A 16,460-nucleotide genomic window follows, 5' to 3' on the forward strand; every position below is an offset into this window, starting at 1 on the left:
GCGGACTATCTCGCCCAAACGGATATTCCACTGTGCCGATGGCTGCCACATATTCATGGTGCCGCCAGCGGAACACGCGGATCAGGGTGAGGAATGAGATGTCATTAGGGGACCGGCTCAAGGCGATCGCGAAGGAAACGCGCCGCACCGCCGCCGAACAGGCCCAGCAGGCGGCCGAGAAGATCAAGTCGAAGGACGAGGGCCGTTTCGACCAGGCCGCGGCGCTGGCGGCGACCGCAGCCGACTCGGCGACGGGCCTCGCGGGCAAGGCCGGGGACGCCCGGGACCGGCTCGTCGAGCGCGGCGGCCAGACCAGGGTCGGCGGCGGCCTCGGCAAGGCGGTCCGCACCATCGGCGGCGAGCTGAGCAAGCTGCCGCTCCTCTCGCTGCCCAGCGACGTCATGACGGAGCGCAACGGCATCACCGAGCTCACCGCCCTCGTCGCGGCCGAGCCGACCGACCCGGCCCGCAGCCTGTGGCTGGGCCAGGCGCTGCGCGCCATGGAGCGCGACCAGAAGATCTACTTCGCGGTCCGGTCGGTGGTCGACCCCACCAAGGTGGTGACGCGCCAGCTCGTCGGTGCCGCGGCCGAGATGGGGGCAACCAGCCGGGTACGCGTCTCCGAGCGCATGCTGAAACGCGCGCTCGCCCTGGCGATCCTGCGGTTGAAGGACGACCCGAAGGACACGGCGGCCCTGGAGGTCGCCGCGAGGGTCTACCTGATCCGCTCCGGCGCCGACAAGGCGATGCGCACCGCGAAGCTCGCCGTGGCGACGGCGCCCAAGGGCAAGCGCGGGTCGCAGCTGGTGACGCTCGCCCTCGTCTACCTCGCCGCCCAGCAGATCGAGTCGGCGGTGAAGGCGGCCGACCTGGCGGTCAAGTCCGGCCACACCATGGGCTACCAGGTCATGGCCGACGCCCTCTACCAGGGCGAGCAGGCCGAGAGCACGGCCCGGGAACGCCATCGCGAGTTCGTCCGCCTCGCCGGCCAGGTGACGCCCGATGACCGGGTCGCCTACCTGGGGTTCCTGCCGAAGACCGATGCCGTCTTCAAGGCGGTCGCGACGAGCCAGCGGGACCGGACCCTGGAGTCCGCCGCGCGGGCCAAGCAGGCCGCCGGTGACCTGAGCCGGACGGTCGGGTCGGCGGCACGGCAGCGCCTCGACGCGCTGCGGCAGCGCACCCGCCCCGAGCTGCCCGCAGTCGAGGGATCGGCGGCCGACCGTGGATGACCTCGCCGATCTGCAGGACGGCATCGCCGACCTGCTCGTCCAGCTCACCGACACCGATCTCGACCTGGACCTCGACGGCCTCTGGACGGACCCCGGCGATCTGCTGGAGATCAGCCTCGCCGACGGCGAGGACCCGGGCGGGATCACCGCCCTCTACGACCTGCCGCCCGCCGCCGAGCTCGACCCGTTCCTCGCCTCGATCGAGGACCCGGAGACCTCGTGGCTGCCGCCGATCCTGCTGCCCGCACCGGAGTTCGACCAGGACTCCTGATTCACCACCCACACCCAGGAAAGGCACCACATGTTCGACAGCGACGACTTCGTCGAGATGGACACTGTCATCTTCGACGCCGTCGACACGAATCTCGACGACGTTCCCGACACGATCGAGTTCTACGAGAACTCCGACGGCCTGCAGGCGCTCGGGGTGGACGTCGACGACGACAACTTCCTCGACGCGGTCGCCTACGACTTCGAGGGTGACGGCGTCATCGACGCGGTCGAGGGCGACCCGGCCGATCTGGGCCTCGACCCGGCCGCGTTCACCGCTCCGGTCGCCGAGGTGGTCACCACCACCGAAACCGTCGCCGGCCAGTAGCCCCTCGTCACGTTTTGCAGCAAAGCGTGGCCATTTCGCGCCACGAGGCCACGCTTTGCTGCAAAACGTGACGGCGTTGCCTTTAGGGCCAACTCTTGAAGAGTCGGCCCTAAAGGGTTGGCCCGGTGGAGCTACTGCTGGGTGATCTTCACGTCGTCGACGCCGGCCTCGACGAGGCTGGCGCCGCTCGCGTCGGCCGCCTCGATGAGGATCCGGATCGTCTGCCCGGCATAGGCGGAGATGTTCACCGTCTGCGTGCCCCAGGCGCCGTCGCGGTTGGCGGCGGCACCGGCGACGGAGTGCAGGACCGTCGTGCCGCCGTTGTGGATGATGCTCACCCGGAAGAAGTCGGCGCTGGAGGCGTTGCTGCCGTGGGCGAGGTACCAGGAGTAGGACAGGTTCAGCGTGCCCGACGAAGGGAGCGTGACGGTGGTGGAGCGGATGCTGCTCGTACCCCCGTCGAGGTCGTAGTCGCCCGCGGCCGTTCCGGCGAGACGGCCTGTGACCAGGTCGTTGGTCCCGCTGACCGTGGTGCCGAGCTGCTTGGTGCCCGAGGAGGTCGTCGCCTCCGGGTCACCCCGCTCCCACGCGCCGGTGGTCGCCGTGTCGGTGCCGTTGGGGTTGGTGGTCCAGCCCGTCGCGGTCTCCAGGGTGTCGGACCAGACCGTGGTGCCGGGGTTGGCGTTGCAGTACTGGACCTCCTTGCCGATGGCCCGGTAGACGCAGTCCGCGTACTCCGAGAGCATCAGGAAGGCTTCCCTGTTGCGGGTCGTCTGCGGCACGATCTGCTCGTCGGGCGGGTAGAAGCCGCCGCCGCTGCCGGACTCGCCGGGGTAGAGCTCGAAGGTGTAGGCGAAGATCCCCTGGTTCTGGAACTCCCAGTCGATGATCGTGCCGTCGGCGATGTAGAGGTCGCTGGACTGCTCCGGGGTGTAGCCGTTCGTCGCCGCCATCGCGTTGCCGATGGTCTTGAAGACGTTGTTCTGGTCCACCGTCATGTCGGTGCCGGTGTCGGCCGTCTTGTAACCGTAGGGCCACAGGATGAGCTGCGAGTAGGTGTGGATGTCGACGCTGACCTTGATCTGCTGCACCCCGCCGATCCGCCGGCTGAGGATGAAGTCGCGGATCCGCTGCGACTCCGGTGCCGAGAAGGCCGACGGGCCGCGGTAGGTCTCCGAGGAGGTGCTGCCGCTGGAGCCGCCGCAGCAGCCCCACTGGTAGCCCCAGTTGCGGTTGAGGTCGGTGCCGACATAGGTCGAGCCCGAGTTGGGCTGCCGGTTCTTGCGCCACGACCGGTAGGAGCCGGTGGCGACGTCATATTCCGCGCCGTCGGGGTTGACCGAGGGCAGGATCCAGATCTCGCGACTGTTGACGATGTTCGCGATCCGCGAGTCGGTGGTGTAGGAGTCGGTGAAGAGGTTCGCCAGGTAGAGCGCCTGCTCGACGGTGAGGTGCTCGCGGGCGTGCTGGTTGGCGTTGAAGAGGATCTCCGGCTCTGCCTCGTCGGTGCCGACGTTGTCGGAGATCTTCAGGCCGACGATGGCGCGGCCCTCATAGGTGGTGCCAATATTGATCTTCGAGGCGATGGCCGGGTGGTCGGCGACGATCTTGTCGACCTCGGCGACCATCTCGGTGTAGTTGTGGTAGGCCGAGTCCGCCGACGGGAAGTCGTAGAGCTTCGCGTCGGGTGCCTTGACGGGCGGCGGGATCAGTTCGAGCTTGAAGCCGAGCGCCTCGATCTGCCTCGCTTCGCTGCGGGTCGCGCTCACGAAGATCTTGCCGTGCTCGATGAAGTCCACGGCGGCGCCGGTACGCGCGACGGCGTCCCGGTCGGCGAAGGTCTGCGGCCCGATGACCTTGTACTGGGCGACGGTGTTGCCGAGCGGCTCCACCACGACCATCGGACTGCTGACGGCAGGACCGCCCTGGACCAGGGCTGCACCCAGGGCCAGGACGGAGATGACAACGGCGACGTGTCGTCGCATGAAGGGCCTCCCAAAGGGGTTGAGGAGGCCCTGAGGACAACATTCATCAACCGCTATGTCAATGATCGCTGTATGCCAGCTTAACGCGGCGCCAGCTCTGAACTCCTTTCCTCCACAATGGAACTGATAAGCCCGATCGCCGCCGCCGCGGGCATCGCCGGCAGCTGTCGGCCGTCGCGCAGGCGTAGTGACACCTCGCCCGCCTCTGCCTCCCTCGGGCCGATCACCGCCACATAGGGCACCCGGCGGTGCCGGGCCTCGCTCACCCGGGCACCGAGCGAACCGTCCGCACTCACCTCGGCCCGCAGCCCCCGGCGCATCGCGTCACCCACCAGTCGCTGCGCCGCCTCCCGCTGGTCGTCGCCGATCGGGACCGCGACGAGCTGGACGGGTGCGTACCAGACCGGGAAGGCGCCCTGGTGCACCTCGATCAGATGCGCGAAGAGCCGCTCCAGGCCGCCGACTATGCTGCGGTGCACCATCACGGGCCGGGCCTTCGCGCCGCCCCGATCGGTGTAGGAGAGGTCGAACCGCTCCGGCTGGACGAAGTCCACCTGGATGGTCGCGAGGGTGAACTCCCGGCCGGCGACATCGCGTACCTGGATATCGATCTTTGGCCCGTAGAACGCGCCCTCCCCCGCCGCCTCCTCGAAGGCCACACCCGAGTCGACCAGCGCCGACCGCAGCAGACCTTCGGCGCGGTCCCACCGGTCCGCCTCGCCGAGGTACTTCCCCTCGACGAGATCACCCCGTTTGGACAGCCGGAACCCGTCGGCGGCGAAGCCGAGCGCCCGGTGCGCCTGGCCGACCATCGCGAGGATGCCCGCCACCTCGGCCGCGACCTGGTCCTCGGCGCAGAAGATGTGCGCGTCGTTGAGCCAGATCGCCCGGACCCGGGTCAGTCCGCCGAGGACGCCGGAGCGCTCGGAACGATACATGCCGCCCAGCTCGGCGATGCGCAGCGGCAGCTCGCGATAGGAGCGCCCGCGCGCCCGGAAGACCATCGCGTGGTGCGGGCAGAGGCTCGGCCGCAGGACCAGCGGCTCCGGCTCGTCGTCGCCGCCCATCGGGCCGAACATGTCGTCGGCGAACTTCTCCAGGTGGCCGGAGCGGGCGTACATCTCCTGCTTGGCGACGGGCGGCGAGTAGACGTGCTGATAGCCGGCGAGCCGCTCCTCCTCCCGGATGAACCGCTCGATCTCGTGCCGGGCCGCCGCGCCCGCGGGCAGCCAGATCGGCAGTCCCGCGCCGATGAGCGGGTCGGTGTGGAAGAGTTCGAGCTCGCGCCCGAGCTTGCGGTGATCGATCATGTCGCTCTCCTGTGATGGGTACGCGCACCGGGCGCACCACACACAGCAGGAACGGCTGTCGGGTGACACCCGACAGCCGCGTAGTTGACGTGATTTCAGCAGGCCAACATCGACGCGCCGGGGAGTCCCGGCGTCGTCGTCACGCTGGCATGACGCTGCATGGATTCACCATACCCAGCGCCCCCTCGGTTGCCGCAACCTCTTAACAGGCGAGGCGGCCCAGGCACTGGATCGGTCCGTCAGAACAATAGGCGTTCTGAGCGCATCGTATGGGCGGAGACATCTGGATGGCAGCGTTCGTCGTGGGCGAATCGGTTTTCACCGACGAAAGCCTCGAAGACTACGAGGCGCTCTATACATTCCTCCAGGTAGCGGAGGAGCGCGGCCACAGCGCCCCGAGCGTCGTGGTTGATCAGGACGGCCGACCGGTCACCCACCCGGCCTACAGCGACCGGATGGGCGCAGCCCACCTTCGAGCGGGCCTCTGGGCGTTCAGCCGGGAGACGACGGCCGAATCCCTGGGGTTGCCGACCGGCACCGATTGGGTCCGCGACGGAGCAGCACACATGATGTTCTCCAGCGGCTCCCCTTACCGACCGGTGCCGCACTTCTACTCACAGCCCTATGTGCAGCGATTCGGCGACCCCCAGCCGCACCTGTTGATGCCGGTCAGTTCAGCGGGTGTGGTCGCGTTCAGCAGCGACGGCTCGCGGCTGTGCACGATGGAGGAGCGGCTGGGACACCTGGCCGACGGCACCGGCGCGGCCACCTTCGTACTGTGGGAGTACGAGCTCGCATTGGGCAAGCGACGGATGGTCGCGGGCTTTCCACACGACGCCCGGCTGGGGCTGGTGGAGCTCTCCTACAGCCACGACGGCGCGTACATCCTGGTGTGCGATTGGGGCGGCGGTCGCAACCTGCTGGTCCGAGTCTCCGATGGCCTTGTCATCACGTTGCCGGCCCGTGAGTCGGCGATGGCGTGGAACCCGCGGGCCGGGGCCGGCTGCATGGTGGTCATGCGCACGGACCGGGCGTCCGGCAGGCTGCTCATCGAGGACTACGACCTCGCCACGGACAGGTCGACCCTGCGAGCAGAGATCGCGCCGCCGCATGGCATCCCCGTCGAGGTACGCCACCTCACGGTGTCGGTGGACGAGCGCGCCCTGGTCACAGCAAACGTGGGCGTCTACGGAACCGATCTGCTCGCACGCGGTGGAGTGCACATCGCGGCGTCAGTAGATCTGGACACCGGAACCATCGAGCCGCTCCTTCCGGTGCGATTTCAAACCCCGGGCGCCGAACGCCGCCACACGAGCCCGCGGTGGTGCGAGGACATCACCACGATCGCCCGCAGCCCGATCACCATCGCCGATCACCTGATGGAGTCGGGCCGGCTGCAGCCGTGCGAGCCCGATCCCGCCCGGATCGCGGAGGACTCGGTGCGCCGCTGGTCGGAGTCGGCCGAGGGGATTCTGTCGGCGTGGGAGACAGGCCGCCTGCCTCGGACAGCTCTCGCCCAGGACTTCGCTCAGTACATGATCAGCTGCAACGAGACCGACGCGGACTCCGTAGCCCACCTTCGGGACCGTCTTGAGCAGCTCGGGCGCCTGGACCCCGACGGCCGCCGTGTCCAAGCCTTGATAAGAACCGGGCACCGGTTGGCGTTTCGGCCCATACCGGAGCAGCCCCCGGAGACGGCACTGCGGGAAGCGCCCGGATTGAACAGCGCGGCTGTGGCAGCGCTGGATCTGATGATCTCAGCGACGACCACCGCACAGATCCTCCCGGCGGTACGCGCGATCGTCTCCGCCGCCCATCGAGCGGGTCGGGTGCCCGGAGCGGCGTGGGAGTGGCTGGCGGAGGCGAGCGCCGCGGCGCTGAGACGGCGCGACTACGAACTCGCCGCTCGCATTGCGCTGGCCATGCTGCTCTGGGTAAGAAATCACATGAGGGCGGATCGGGCCGTCACCTCCTACGGATTGGGACCGGTCGACGAGCACGAGGCCACTGCCATCACGCTGAACGGGTTCGAAGCATGCACTCATCTCTCGGCACGGACGGTCTTGGGCCGAACAGCAGCGCAGATCTTCGATGCCGAAGACATCCGGCTACTCTGCCGCGGCGCCCTGACCCAGCTCCCGGTCGATCATCACGTCGCCACCACGAAGCGCTCGTCGACCTTTCGGCACGGCCAGGCCCCGCCGGACATCCAGCAGTCTTCCACCATCACCGGTAAGGGACTGCCGTTCATCTCCTACCTGCATGAGGACGCCGATGTCGTGGCGACCATTGCCCGGCGGTTGGCCGAAGCCGGGGTCGAGGTCTGGCGTGACCGGTCGAATCTCCGGGCGGGTGAGCTGTGGAGGCGTGGCATCGCCAGAGCGATCAGGGATTGCTCGCATTTCGTCGTCTGCTTCTCCTCGTCGTACGGGGTCAAGCACGAGACCTACATGGATGACGAGATCCGGCTTGCGCTGTCTGAGCTGCGGCTCATGAACCGAGGACGAGGCTGGTTCGTGCCTGTCCTTCTCGACGACTGCCGCATTCCCGCCATCCGGGTGAGCTCCGAGGAGACCATCGCCGATCTGCACTTCTTCGACTTCCACGCGGATCCCGCAACGGCGATGCGGCGACTGATCGAGACCCTGAGAACCTGAGACGATCACAGTCCCGGGGCCCGGCGAAGGGGCGCTGTCCAGGGCCGCCACTGCTGACCCGTGCGGGTCCGCGCCTCGTCGGTCCAGTCCTGGCCGTCCCAGTAACGCTGCCTGGACACGCGCCCGGTGGATTCCGGGTCAGGGCTGTGAGGATCCGGGTACCAGCCGGGGTCGATCATCCGTGTCGGCTCTGAGACGCCGCTGCCGTCCGAGGGGAAGGCGCCGATGTAACCGCAGTGGGTCAGGCGGGCGATGATCACACATGCCCAGGCGATGATGTCGAATGCCGTTTCGCGAGTGTTCCGATCCGCGCTCTCGAAAAGGTGCCGGTATAGGTCGATGCCCTGGCCACCGGCTACATCGGGCGGCATGGTGATCGCGATGAAGATCGTGGTGCTGTATCCGTGCAGGCCGTTGACGCGCTCCATGACGTTGGCGGGCAGAGCACCACGCAGATCCGCTCGCAGGCCGCTCTCGCTCTCAAATCCCACCGATGCCATGGCGACGGGCAGCAGGCCGCTCCAGCCGCCCTCGCCCGACCTCAACGCGGACTCCAGCATCGTCATCGTCCGGGCCGTCACCCACGCGTAGAGCGCCTGATCCTGCAGGAGAACCTGCCGGACCTCGTCCGCGGCCGGCTTCAGCCCGTAGATGTCGGTGATGGGTTCACCGTATTCAGACGCCGCGCTCACCGGCAGCGACCTGATGCGACTGAGGCATGCCGCGGCGAGGGCGTCGACGCGGGGCAGGGCTGGTAGCGATGTTCCGTGATCCGGTGCCGTGCTGAGGTCGCTCTCCCCGACGCCGACGAGCTTCGGCAGGGACGCCTCGATCCGGAGCAAGGTGTCGGTGGCCTTGAACTGTCCGGTCCAGTCGCCGCCGAGGACTGTTCCGCCCGGAAGCCGACGCAGCGCCTCGATGGAGGTGCGGTAGATGAATGCCTGGACCGCCACCGGCGCCTCGACCAGCGCACCCATCTGGATATCGGCATCCTGCGGGATGAGCGAACTGTTCCAGAGCCAGCACAACAGGCCGATCCTCGCCGAGAGGACGTCTCGTCCGTCAGCGTGTGCTGACCGGCACACGAAGGCGAGCCAGCGCCACGGCCGCTCCAGGAGTTCGTCCACACCCTCCTGATCGGTGATCCGATCGGATGGATCACGGGGGCTCGGCGTGGCGATGAATATCTGTTTCGCGGCGGCGTTGGCTCGCCCCATGTCACCTCCACAGTTCAGGAGGTCCTGGATATGCCGCTCCAGGGCATCGGTGGGGGCGACCTCGAACAGCGCCGCCTCGCCGGCGGCGAGTGTCAACTCGCTGGCATCGACGGCCGGGCTTGGCCGCGGTGGTGCGATAGTCGCGGCGGCGGGCGGTGGGGACGACCGCTTCTGGCGAAGCCGCAAGCGTACCCATCGGTCGCCGGGGCCTCTCCATCCGTAGTTCGGCGCCCGCCCACCGCTGCTGCGGTCGACCACCTCGTAGCCATTCGCTCGGGCGACGTCCACGTAGGGAGCTTCCACCCCTGTCCCCCACGACAGCGGATAGACATCGACCTCGTTGAGCTCAATGTCCACCATCTCCGGCCGCGAGGATCGCAGATCCTCATCCAGGTCTTGCCTATTCCTGGGGCGCAGCACGATGCCGACAGCCCGAGCAGGCGCCGAGGACATATCAGCGGTGGCACGGCCGGGCGAGTTGCGTCCTCGATTCGAAAGGTAGATGGCAGCAGCGATGACAGCTATGAACAGCAGGCAACAGATGATCTCGGGACTGGCGCTGCCGCTGTTCTCCATGTGCCATACCTTCCGCTCGGGAACTTCAGCATGGACATCTCATCTCATGTCCATGCGCGAATGGCTCGGCTGATCTACCCATGTAATTGGGGCGATCATCAACGCATACCAGCCGCTCATACGCCACTGACAGGGCTACCCGTCCACGTATCGGCAGAAATCCGGCCGCCCCGGGGAGGCGGATCGCGAGCCGGCCCACCGATGAACTTCAGTGGGCCAAATGTTGCGGTGACGTTACCGGCGCCCTAAGCTCCGACTCGTGGGAGCGCTCCCGGCGCTCCTTCTACACCGGATCGTTCCGTCGCCAGAACCACCCAGCGGACCGCTCCGGCTCCCCTGTTCTCCACCGCCCCTTGTCCCCGCCCGGACAGAATGGACACCGCTTCATGAGACTCCTCCCCCGCTTCACCAAGCGCCACGCGATCGCAGCCGCGGCCGTCGGCGCGCTGACCCTCGGCGCGCTGGCCGCACTCCCCGCGACCAACGCCATGGCGGCCGCCGGCTGCTCGGTCACCTACACGACCAACCAGTGGACCGGCGGGTTCACCGCCAACATCTCGATCAAGAACCTCGGCGACCCGATCAGCAGCTGGACCCTCGGCTTCACCTTCCCCGCCAGCGGCCAGCAGGTCGGCCAGGGCTGGTCGGCGACCTACAGCCAATCCGGCTCGGCGGTCACGGCGCGGAGCATGGACTACAACGGCGCCCTCGGCACCGGCGCGTCGACCGGCATCGGCTTCAACGGCACCTGGACGACGAGCAACCCGGCGCCGACCTCCTTCACCCTCAACGGCACCGTCTGCACCGGCACCACGACGCCGACCTCGCCCAGCGCCTCGGCGACGGCGTCACCGCGGCCCAGCAGCTCCCCGTCGCCGAGCACGCCGCCGACCGGACAGACGCCGGTCGCCGCCAACGGCCAGCTGCACGTCTGCGGCGTCAACCTCTGCAACCAGAACAACAAGGCGATCCAGCTGCGCGGCATGAGCACGCACGGACTGCAGTGGTTCGCGAACTGCTACAACGACGCCTCGCTGGACGCGCTCGCCAACGACTGGAAGGCCGACCTGCTGCGCATCGCCATGTACGTGCAGGAGCAGGGCTACGAGACGAACCCGACCGCCTTCACCAACCAGGTCAACACCCTCGTCGACAAGGCGCAGGCCCGCGGCATGTACGCGCTGATCGACTTCCACACGCTGACCCCGGGTGACCCGACCTACAACCTGGCGCGCGCCAAGACCTTCTTCGCCGCCGTCTCCGCCCGCAACGCCAGCAAGAACAACGTCATCTACGAGATCACCAACGAGCCCAACGGGGTGAGCTGGCAGACGATCAAGAACTACGCCGAGCAGGTCATCCCGGTGATCCGCGCCAACGACCCGGACGCGGTCATCATCGTCGGCACCCGCGGGTGGTCCTCGCTCGGCATCTCCGACGGCTCCAACTCGACCGAGGTCATCAACAACCCGGTCAACGCGAGCAACATCATGTACACGTTCCACTTCTACGCCGCATCGCACCTGGACAACTACCGGGCCGAGGTGGAGCGGGCCGCCGCCCGGATCCCGCTGTTCGTCACGGAGTTCGGCACGGTCACCTACACCGGTGGCGGCAACGTCGACATCTCGAGCAGCACCACGTGGCTCGACCTGCTGGACCGGCTGAAGATCAGCTACGCCAACTGGACCTACTCCGACGCGAGTGAGAGCAGCGCCGCGTTCCGGCCCGGCACCTGTGCCGGCGGCACGTACGCCGGGACCGGCGTCCTGCAGGAGTCGGGCAACTTCATGCGCACCCGCATCCGCACCGCCGACAACTTCTGACCCTCGGACCGGAAAGGGGCCCCTCGCGAGGGGCCCCTTTCCCATATCCGCCCCGACGTTCATGATTCCTTCGCACTGGACATCTCGTCCACGCAGGTCAGCACCGCTGTGGCATGCGAATTCGCCATCGTCGGCACGGCGGACTTCCGCATCCTGAACAAGATCCGGACACCGGCAGGCCGCCTCCATAAGATCCTCGGCATGACGACGACCGGCGAGCAGCGGCAGGCACTGAGCCTGGCCCTCTTCGCGGTCGACTCGCACGCGGTCCACGACACCCTCTGTCGCCGCTGACGCATCCCCTCCACCCGACCGCACCGGCACCGCCGCTGCGGTGATGCCGTCTGCCCAGCCCTGCCGATGAGGACCCCGCCATGAGCACCACCGATCGCGATCGGGTGACCGGACCGCGCCTGCTGCGCGGGCTGGCGATCCGGGTGCTCGCCGTCGCCGTCCTCATCGGAGCGTGGTGGGCGGTCGCCGAGGCGGAGATCTGGCCCCCGCTGTTCGTACCGCCCCCGGCGGACGTCTGGGAGCAGCTCCTGCGTACGTCGACCACGCACGACGGGATCCGCGGCTACTCGGGGTACCTGCTCATCGAGCACCTCGGCGTGAGCCTGCGCCGGATCGGGCTCGGCAGCGCCTACGGCGTCGCGGGCGGGCTCGTCGTCGGGCTGCTCATCGGGTTGGTGCCGACGGCGCGGGCCCTCTTCGGCCCGGCGATCACGTTCCTGCGGACGCTGCCGCCGCTCGCCTACCTCAGCCTGCTGGTGATCTGGTTCGGCATCGAGGAGGAGCCGAAGATCTGGCTCCTGCTGCTCGCGGCGCTCCCGCCGGTCGCGGTCGCCACCGCCGACGCCGTCCGGGGCGTGCCGACCGACTACTTCCACGCCGCCCGCTCACTGGGCGCACCGGCATGGCAGCTGCCGTGGCGGGTCGCGCTCCCGGCCGCGCTCCCCGAGATCCTCACCGGGGTCCGGGTCGCCGTGGGGGTGGCCTACACCACGGTCGTGGCGGCCGAGACCGTCAACGGCGTACCGGGGATCGGCGGCATGGTCCGCGACGCCCAGCGCTACAACAACACCGCCGTGGTGGTGCTCGGGATCATCGTGATCGGCCTGTCCGGCCTGCTCATCGACGGCCTGCTGCAACACCTTCAACGCCGGCTCACGCCCTGGCGCGGCCGGGTCTGACGAACACCCCTCATAGGAGAACGCATATGTCCACGCCACTGCGGCGACGCAGCGCGCTGCTCGCCCTCACCCTGCTCGCCGGCGTCGCCCTCGCCGCGTGCGCCACCGACGACAAGGCCGGCGACAACGGCGCGGCCAAGGTCGACCTGCGCATCGGCTACCAGCTCATCCCCAACGGTGACCTGATCGTCAAGGACCAGAAGTGGCTGGAGGCGGCGCTGCCCGACGTGAACATCACGTGGAGCAAGTTCGACTCCGGCGGCGACGTCAACACCGCGATCGTCGCGGGCAGCATCGACATCGGGCTCGCCGGCAGCAGCCCGGTCTCGCGAGGGCTCGCCAAGCCGCTGAGCATCCCCTACCAGGTGCCGTGGATCTTCGATGTGATCGGCGAGAACGAGTCGCTCGTCGTCAAGGCCGACAAGGGCATCAACAGCGTCGCCGACCTCGCCGGGAAGACCGTCGCCACCCCGTTCAGCTCCACGGCGCACTACAGCCTGCTCGCGGCGCTGGCCGAGGCCGGCGTACCTCAGGACAAGGTCAAGATCATCGACCTGGAGGCGCCGGAGATCCTCGCGGCCTGGACCCGCGGCGACATCGCCGGTACCTATGTCTGGACGCCGACCCTCGCCGAGCTGCGCAAGACCGGCAAGGTCCTGGTCACCAGCCGCGAGCTCGCCGCGAAGGGCAAGCTCACCGCGGACCTCGCGGTCGTCCGCACGGCCTTCGCCAGCGCCCACCCCGACGTGCTCAAGACCTGGCTGCAGCAGCAGGACCGCGCCGTCAAGCTCGCCCGCAGCGACAAGGCCGCCGCGGCCGCAGCGATCGCCCGACAGCTCAGCATCACCCCGGCCGAGGCCGAGGCGCAGCTCGCCGAGCTCGTCCTGCTCGACGCGGCGCAGCAGAAGTCGGCCGACTATCTGGGTACGCCCGCCGCCCCCGGCAAGCTCGCCGAGAACCTGCAGTCGGCAGCGGAGTTCCTCAAGTCCCAGGGCAAGCTGGACCAGGCACCCGACCTCGCCACCTATCAGGCGGGTCTCGCCGTGAAGGAACTCAGCGGTGCCTTCCCGTCCTGACGAGGGCTCGGCGGTCGCGCTGCGGTCGGTGACCCACCGGTACAGCAGCCGCGGCCGCCACATCGACGCCCTCCACACGCTCGACCTGTCGATCTCGGCGGGCGAGTTCGTGGTGGTCGTCGGGCCCTCAGGCTGCGGCAAGAGCACCCTGCTGGGTCTGATCGCCGGCTTCCACCGGCCGACGACCGGGACCGTCCAGGTGGACGGCGCCCCGGTCGTCGGGCCGGGGCCCGATCGGGGTGTGGTCTTCCAGCAGCCGCGCCTCTTCCCCTGGCTCTCGGTGCTCGGCAATGTCGAGTTCGGACTGCGCGGGCGGGGAATCAGCCGGGCGGACCGGCGGGCCCGGGCCCTCGCCAAGCTCGACCAGGTCGGTCTCGCCGACGTCGCCGGGCTGCGACCCTATGAGCTCTCCGGCGGGATGCAGCAGCGGGCGGCGATCGCCCGGGCGCTCGCCCCCGATCCGGGGGTGCTGCTGATGGACGAGCCGTTCGCCGCGCTGGACGCGCTGACCCGCGACCGGATGCAGGAGGAGCTGCGGGCACTGTGGCGCGACACCGGGCGCACGGTGCTCTTCGTGACGCACAGCATCGACGAGGCCGTCTATCTGGGGACGCGCATCATCGTGTTCAGCGCCCGCCCCGGCCGGGTCGTCCTGGACGAGGCGAGCGACATCCCCGCGCAGGGCAGGGACCGCGACCACCCCGACTTCGGCACCCTGCGCACCCGGATCAGCACGGCGGTCCGGAGCGCCGCCGCCCCGTAGCTTGCGCGGGCTCGGCTTGATCGCGTCACTTCCAGGAAGGAGTCCCCTCAGACCCGCGTCGGGGCCCTACCTTCCCGGAAGTAACGCGATCACGCCGCGCAGCAGGAGACATCACGTGCGAAGGCAGCGCCGCCCAGCGCGCCCGCCGCCGGTCGTTGATCGCGTCATTTCCAGGAAAGAGTCCCCTCACGCCGACGCCGAAGGGCCAGCTTCCCGGAAACAACGCGATCAAGCAACGCCCGCGAGCGCTACTTGCTGAGCCGCCGGTAGGTGCGGACGGACAGCGGCGCGAAGACGGCGATCAGCACCAGCGGCCAGGCGACGGCGAGCAGGACGGCGTACTGGTCCACGAAGGACTCACCGCCCCAGACCGGGCTGCCGAACAGGCCACGGGCGGCAGCGGCGGTGGCGGAGAGCGGGTTCCACGCCGCGATGGCGCCGAGCCACGCGGGCATGGTCGCCGGGTCGACGAAGACGCCGGAGAGGAAGCCGACCGGCCAGACCAGGATCTGGACGGCGGCGACCGACTCGGGCCCCTTGACGATCAGCCCCAGGTAGACGCCGACCCAGAGCAGCGCGAAGCGCAGCAGGATCAGCAGCCCGATCGCCCCGAGCGCGGCGGCGAGGCCGTGGTGCCAGCGCCAGCCCAGGGCGAGCCCGGCACCGATCATGACGGCGAGCCCGACGACCGAGTTGAGCATGTCGGCGAGGCACCGGCCGAGCACGACCGCCGACGCGCTCATGGGCAGCGACCGGAACCGGTCCGTGACGCCCTTGGCAACGTCGGTGGAGACCGCCAGCACCGTCGTCTCCAGCCCGAAGAGCATCGTCAGCGCGAGCACCCCGGGCAGCAGAAAGTCCAGGTACTCCCCGCCGGGGACGGTCATCGCACCGCCGAAGAGCCCGGCGAACATCAGCAGGATCATGATCGGGAAGAACCAGCCGATCGCGATCGCCCACGGCTGCTGGCGCCAGTGGGTCAGGTCCCGCCGGGTGACCGTCCAGGCGTCGGCCAACCCCCATCGCAGCGTGCTCACGCCGCCACCTCCCGCTCCGCGCCGCCGGTGACATGAAGGAACACCTCGTCGAGCGTCGGCCGCCGCAGCACCACGTCGACCGGCTCGATCCCGTGCTCGGTGAGCGCCGCCGCCACGAGCATCAGCGCCCGGGCCCGCTCCGCCACCGGCACGCTGAGCCGCGCCTCGGCGGCGTCGACCTCGATCTCCCCGGTGCTCAGCGGCCGAACCGTCTCGACCGCTCGGCCGAGCAGCGCGGCATCGCCGAGGACGATGTCGATCCGATCCCCGCCGATCATGGACTTGAGCTGCTCCGGCGTCCCTTCCGCGACGACCCGTCCCGCCGTCAGCATCGCGATCCGGTCGGCGAGCTGGTCCGCCTCCTCCAGGTACTGCGTGGTCAACAGCACGGTGGTGCCGCCGTCGACGAGGTCGCGGATGGCGGCCCACACGTCACGGCGCCCCTGCGGGTCGAGCCCGGTGGTGGGCTCGTCGACGAAGAGCACCTCGGGCGCGACGATGAGGCTCGCAGCGAGGTCGAGGCGCCGCCGCATCCCGCCGGAGTATTTCGCGACGGGCTTGGCTCCCGTGTCGGCGAGGGCGAAGCGTTCCAGCAGTTCGTCGGCGCGCGCCCGGGCGGTCCGGACGGGCAGGTGGTGCAGCCGGCCGAAGAGCTCCAGGTTCTGCCGGCCGGTGAGGATCTCGTCGACCGCAGCATGCTGTCCGACGAGGCCGATGCGCCGCCGGACCTGGTCGGACCGGCGCCGCACGTCGAAACCGGCGACCCGCGCCTCGCCCGCGTCGTGGGCGAGCAGCGTGGCGAAGATCCGGATCGCGGTGGTCTTGCCCGCCCCGTTGGGCCCGAGCAGGCCGCAGACCGTCCCGGCGGGCACCTCCAGGTCAAACCCGTCGAGTCCCGGCCCTTTAGGGCCAACTCTTGAAGAGTTGGCCCTAAAGGTGCCGTAGTGCTTGTGAATCCCGCTGGCGGAAATGGCGTTCATGAAACCCTCC

General features: G+C 69.0%; 13 protein-coding genes. 8 read left to right on the forward strand and 5 right to left on the reverse strand.

Annotated features, from left to right (window positions below; genetic code table 11):
- Window positions 1–98: 98 nt before the first annotated feature.
- Genes F4553_RS06610 through F4553_RS06620 form a run of 3 tightly spaced genes read left to right on the forward strand, consistent with a single transcriptional unit; the run spans window position 99 to window position 1,830 of the window.
- On the forward strand, window positions 99–1,232 hold the full coding sequence (locus F4553_RS06610) for a hypothetical protein (RefSeq protein WP_184833532.1): 1,134 nt from the start codon (window positions 99–101) through the stop codon (window positions 1,230–1,232).
- On the forward strand, window positions 1,225–1,503 hold the full coding sequence (locus F4553_RS06615; protein ID WP_184833534.1) for a hypothetical protein: 279 nt from the start codon (window positions 1,225–1,227) through the stop codon (window positions 1,501–1,503). The genes F4553_RS06610 and F4553_RS06615 overlap by 8 nt, the downstream gene beginning before the upstream one ends.
- 30 nt (window positions 1,504–1,533) lie before the next feature.
- Window positions 1,534–1,830 (forward strand): hypothetical protein, encoded by a 297-nt coding sequence (locus tag F4553_RS06620; RefSeq protein WP_184833536.1) that lies wholly within the window; start codon window positions 1,534–1,536, stop codon window positions 1,828–1,830.
- Between the two features lie 131 nt (window positions 1,831–1,961).
- On the opposite strand, the gene F4553_RS06625 is transcribed toward F4553_RS06620, so the two are convergent.
- Together F4553_RS06625 and thrS are read right to left on the reverse strand one after the other, a co-directional pair.
- Complete coding sequence (locus F4553_RS06625) at window positions 1,962–3,815, reverse strand: M14 family metallopeptidase (protein WP_184833538.1); 1,854 nt, start codon at window positions 3,813–3,815, stop codon at window positions 1,962–1,964.
- 80 nt (window positions 3,816–3,895) lie between these two features.
- Window positions 3,896–5,125, reverse strand: coding sequence for a threonine--tRNA ligase (thrS, locus tag F4553_RS06630; protein WP_184833540.1), 1,230 nt, complete (start codon window positions 5,123–5,125; stop codon window positions 3,896–3,898).
- 287 nt (window positions 5,126–5,412) lie between these two features.
- On the opposite strand from thrS, the gene F4553_RS06635 reads away from it, so the two are divergent.
- Window positions 5,413–7,782 carry a toll/interleukin-1 receptor domain-containing protein gene (locus F4553_RS06635; protein WP_184833542.1) on the forward strand — a complete coding sequence of 790 codons (2,370 nt, stop codon included), beginning with the start codon at window positions 5,413–5,415 and terminating at the stop codon, window positions 7,780–7,782.
- A gap of 5 nt (window positions 7,783–7,787) precedes the next feature.
- On the opposite strand, the gene F4553_RS06640 is transcribed toward F4553_RS06635, so the two are convergent.
- Entirely contained in the window at window positions 7,788–9,575 is a 1,788-nt protein-coding gene (locus tag F4553_RS06640) for a DUF2510 domain-containing protein (protein ID WP_184833544.1), read from the reverse strand.
- Between the two features lie 386 nt (window positions 9,576–9,961).
- On the opposite strand from F4553_RS06640, the gene F4553_RS06645 reads away from it, so the two are divergent.
- The 4 genes from F4553_RS06645 to F4553_RS06660 all read left to right on the forward strand — a co-directional run bounded on the left by F4553_RS06645 (window position 9,962) and on the right by F4553_RS06660 (window position 14,433).
- Entirely contained in the window at window positions 9,962–11,401 is a 1,440-nt protein-coding gene (locus F4553_RS06645) for a cellulase family glycosylhydrolase (protein ID WP_184833546.1), read from the forward strand.
- A 374-nt stretch (window positions 11,402–11,775) separates the two neighbouring features.
- Complete coding sequence (locus F4553_RS06650; RefSeq protein ID WP_184833548.1) at window positions 11,776–12,594, forward strand: ABC transporter permease; 819 nt, start codon at window positions 11,776–11,778, stop codon at window positions 12,592–12,594.
- A 26-nt stretch (window positions 12,595–12,620) separates the two neighbouring features.
- Window positions 12,621–13,670 (forward strand): taurine ABC transporter substrate-binding protein, encoded by a 1,050-nt coding sequence (locus tag F4553_RS06655; RefSeq protein WP_184833550.1) that lies wholly within the window; start codon window positions 12,621–12,623, stop codon window positions 13,668–13,670.
- Window positions 13,654–14,433 (forward strand): ABC transporter ATP-binding protein, encoded by a 780-nt coding sequence (locus tag F4553_RS06660; protein WP_184833552.1) that lies wholly within the window; start codon window positions 13,654–13,656, stop codon window positions 14,431–14,433. The genes F4553_RS06655 and F4553_RS06660 overlap by 17 nt, the downstream gene beginning before the upstream one ends.
- A 248-nt stretch (window positions 14,434–14,681) precedes the next feature.
- Here F4553_RS06660 and F4553_RS06665 read toward each other — a convergent pair whose 3' ends face one another.
- Window positions 14,682–15,470 (reverse strand): ABC transporter permease, encoded by a 789-nt coding sequence (locus tag F4553_RS06665; protein ID WP_184833554.1) that lies wholly within the window; start codon window positions 15,468–15,470, stop codon window positions 14,682–14,684.
- Window positions 15,467–16,450, reverse strand: coding sequence for an ATP-binding cassette domain-containing protein (locus F4553_RS06670; protein WP_184833562.1), 984 nt, complete (start codon window positions 16,448–16,450; stop codon window positions 15,467–15,469). The genes F4553_RS06665 and F4553_RS06670 overlap by 4 nt, the downstream gene beginning before the upstream one ends.
- Window positions 16,451–16,460 lie beyond the last annotated feature (10 nt).

Origin of the sequence: Allocatelliglobosispora scoriae (assembly GCF_014204945.1) — a bacterium.
Lineage (GTDB): Bacteria > Actinomycetota > Actinomycetes > Mycobacteriales > Micromonosporaceae > Allocatelliglobosispora > Allocatelliglobosispora scoriae.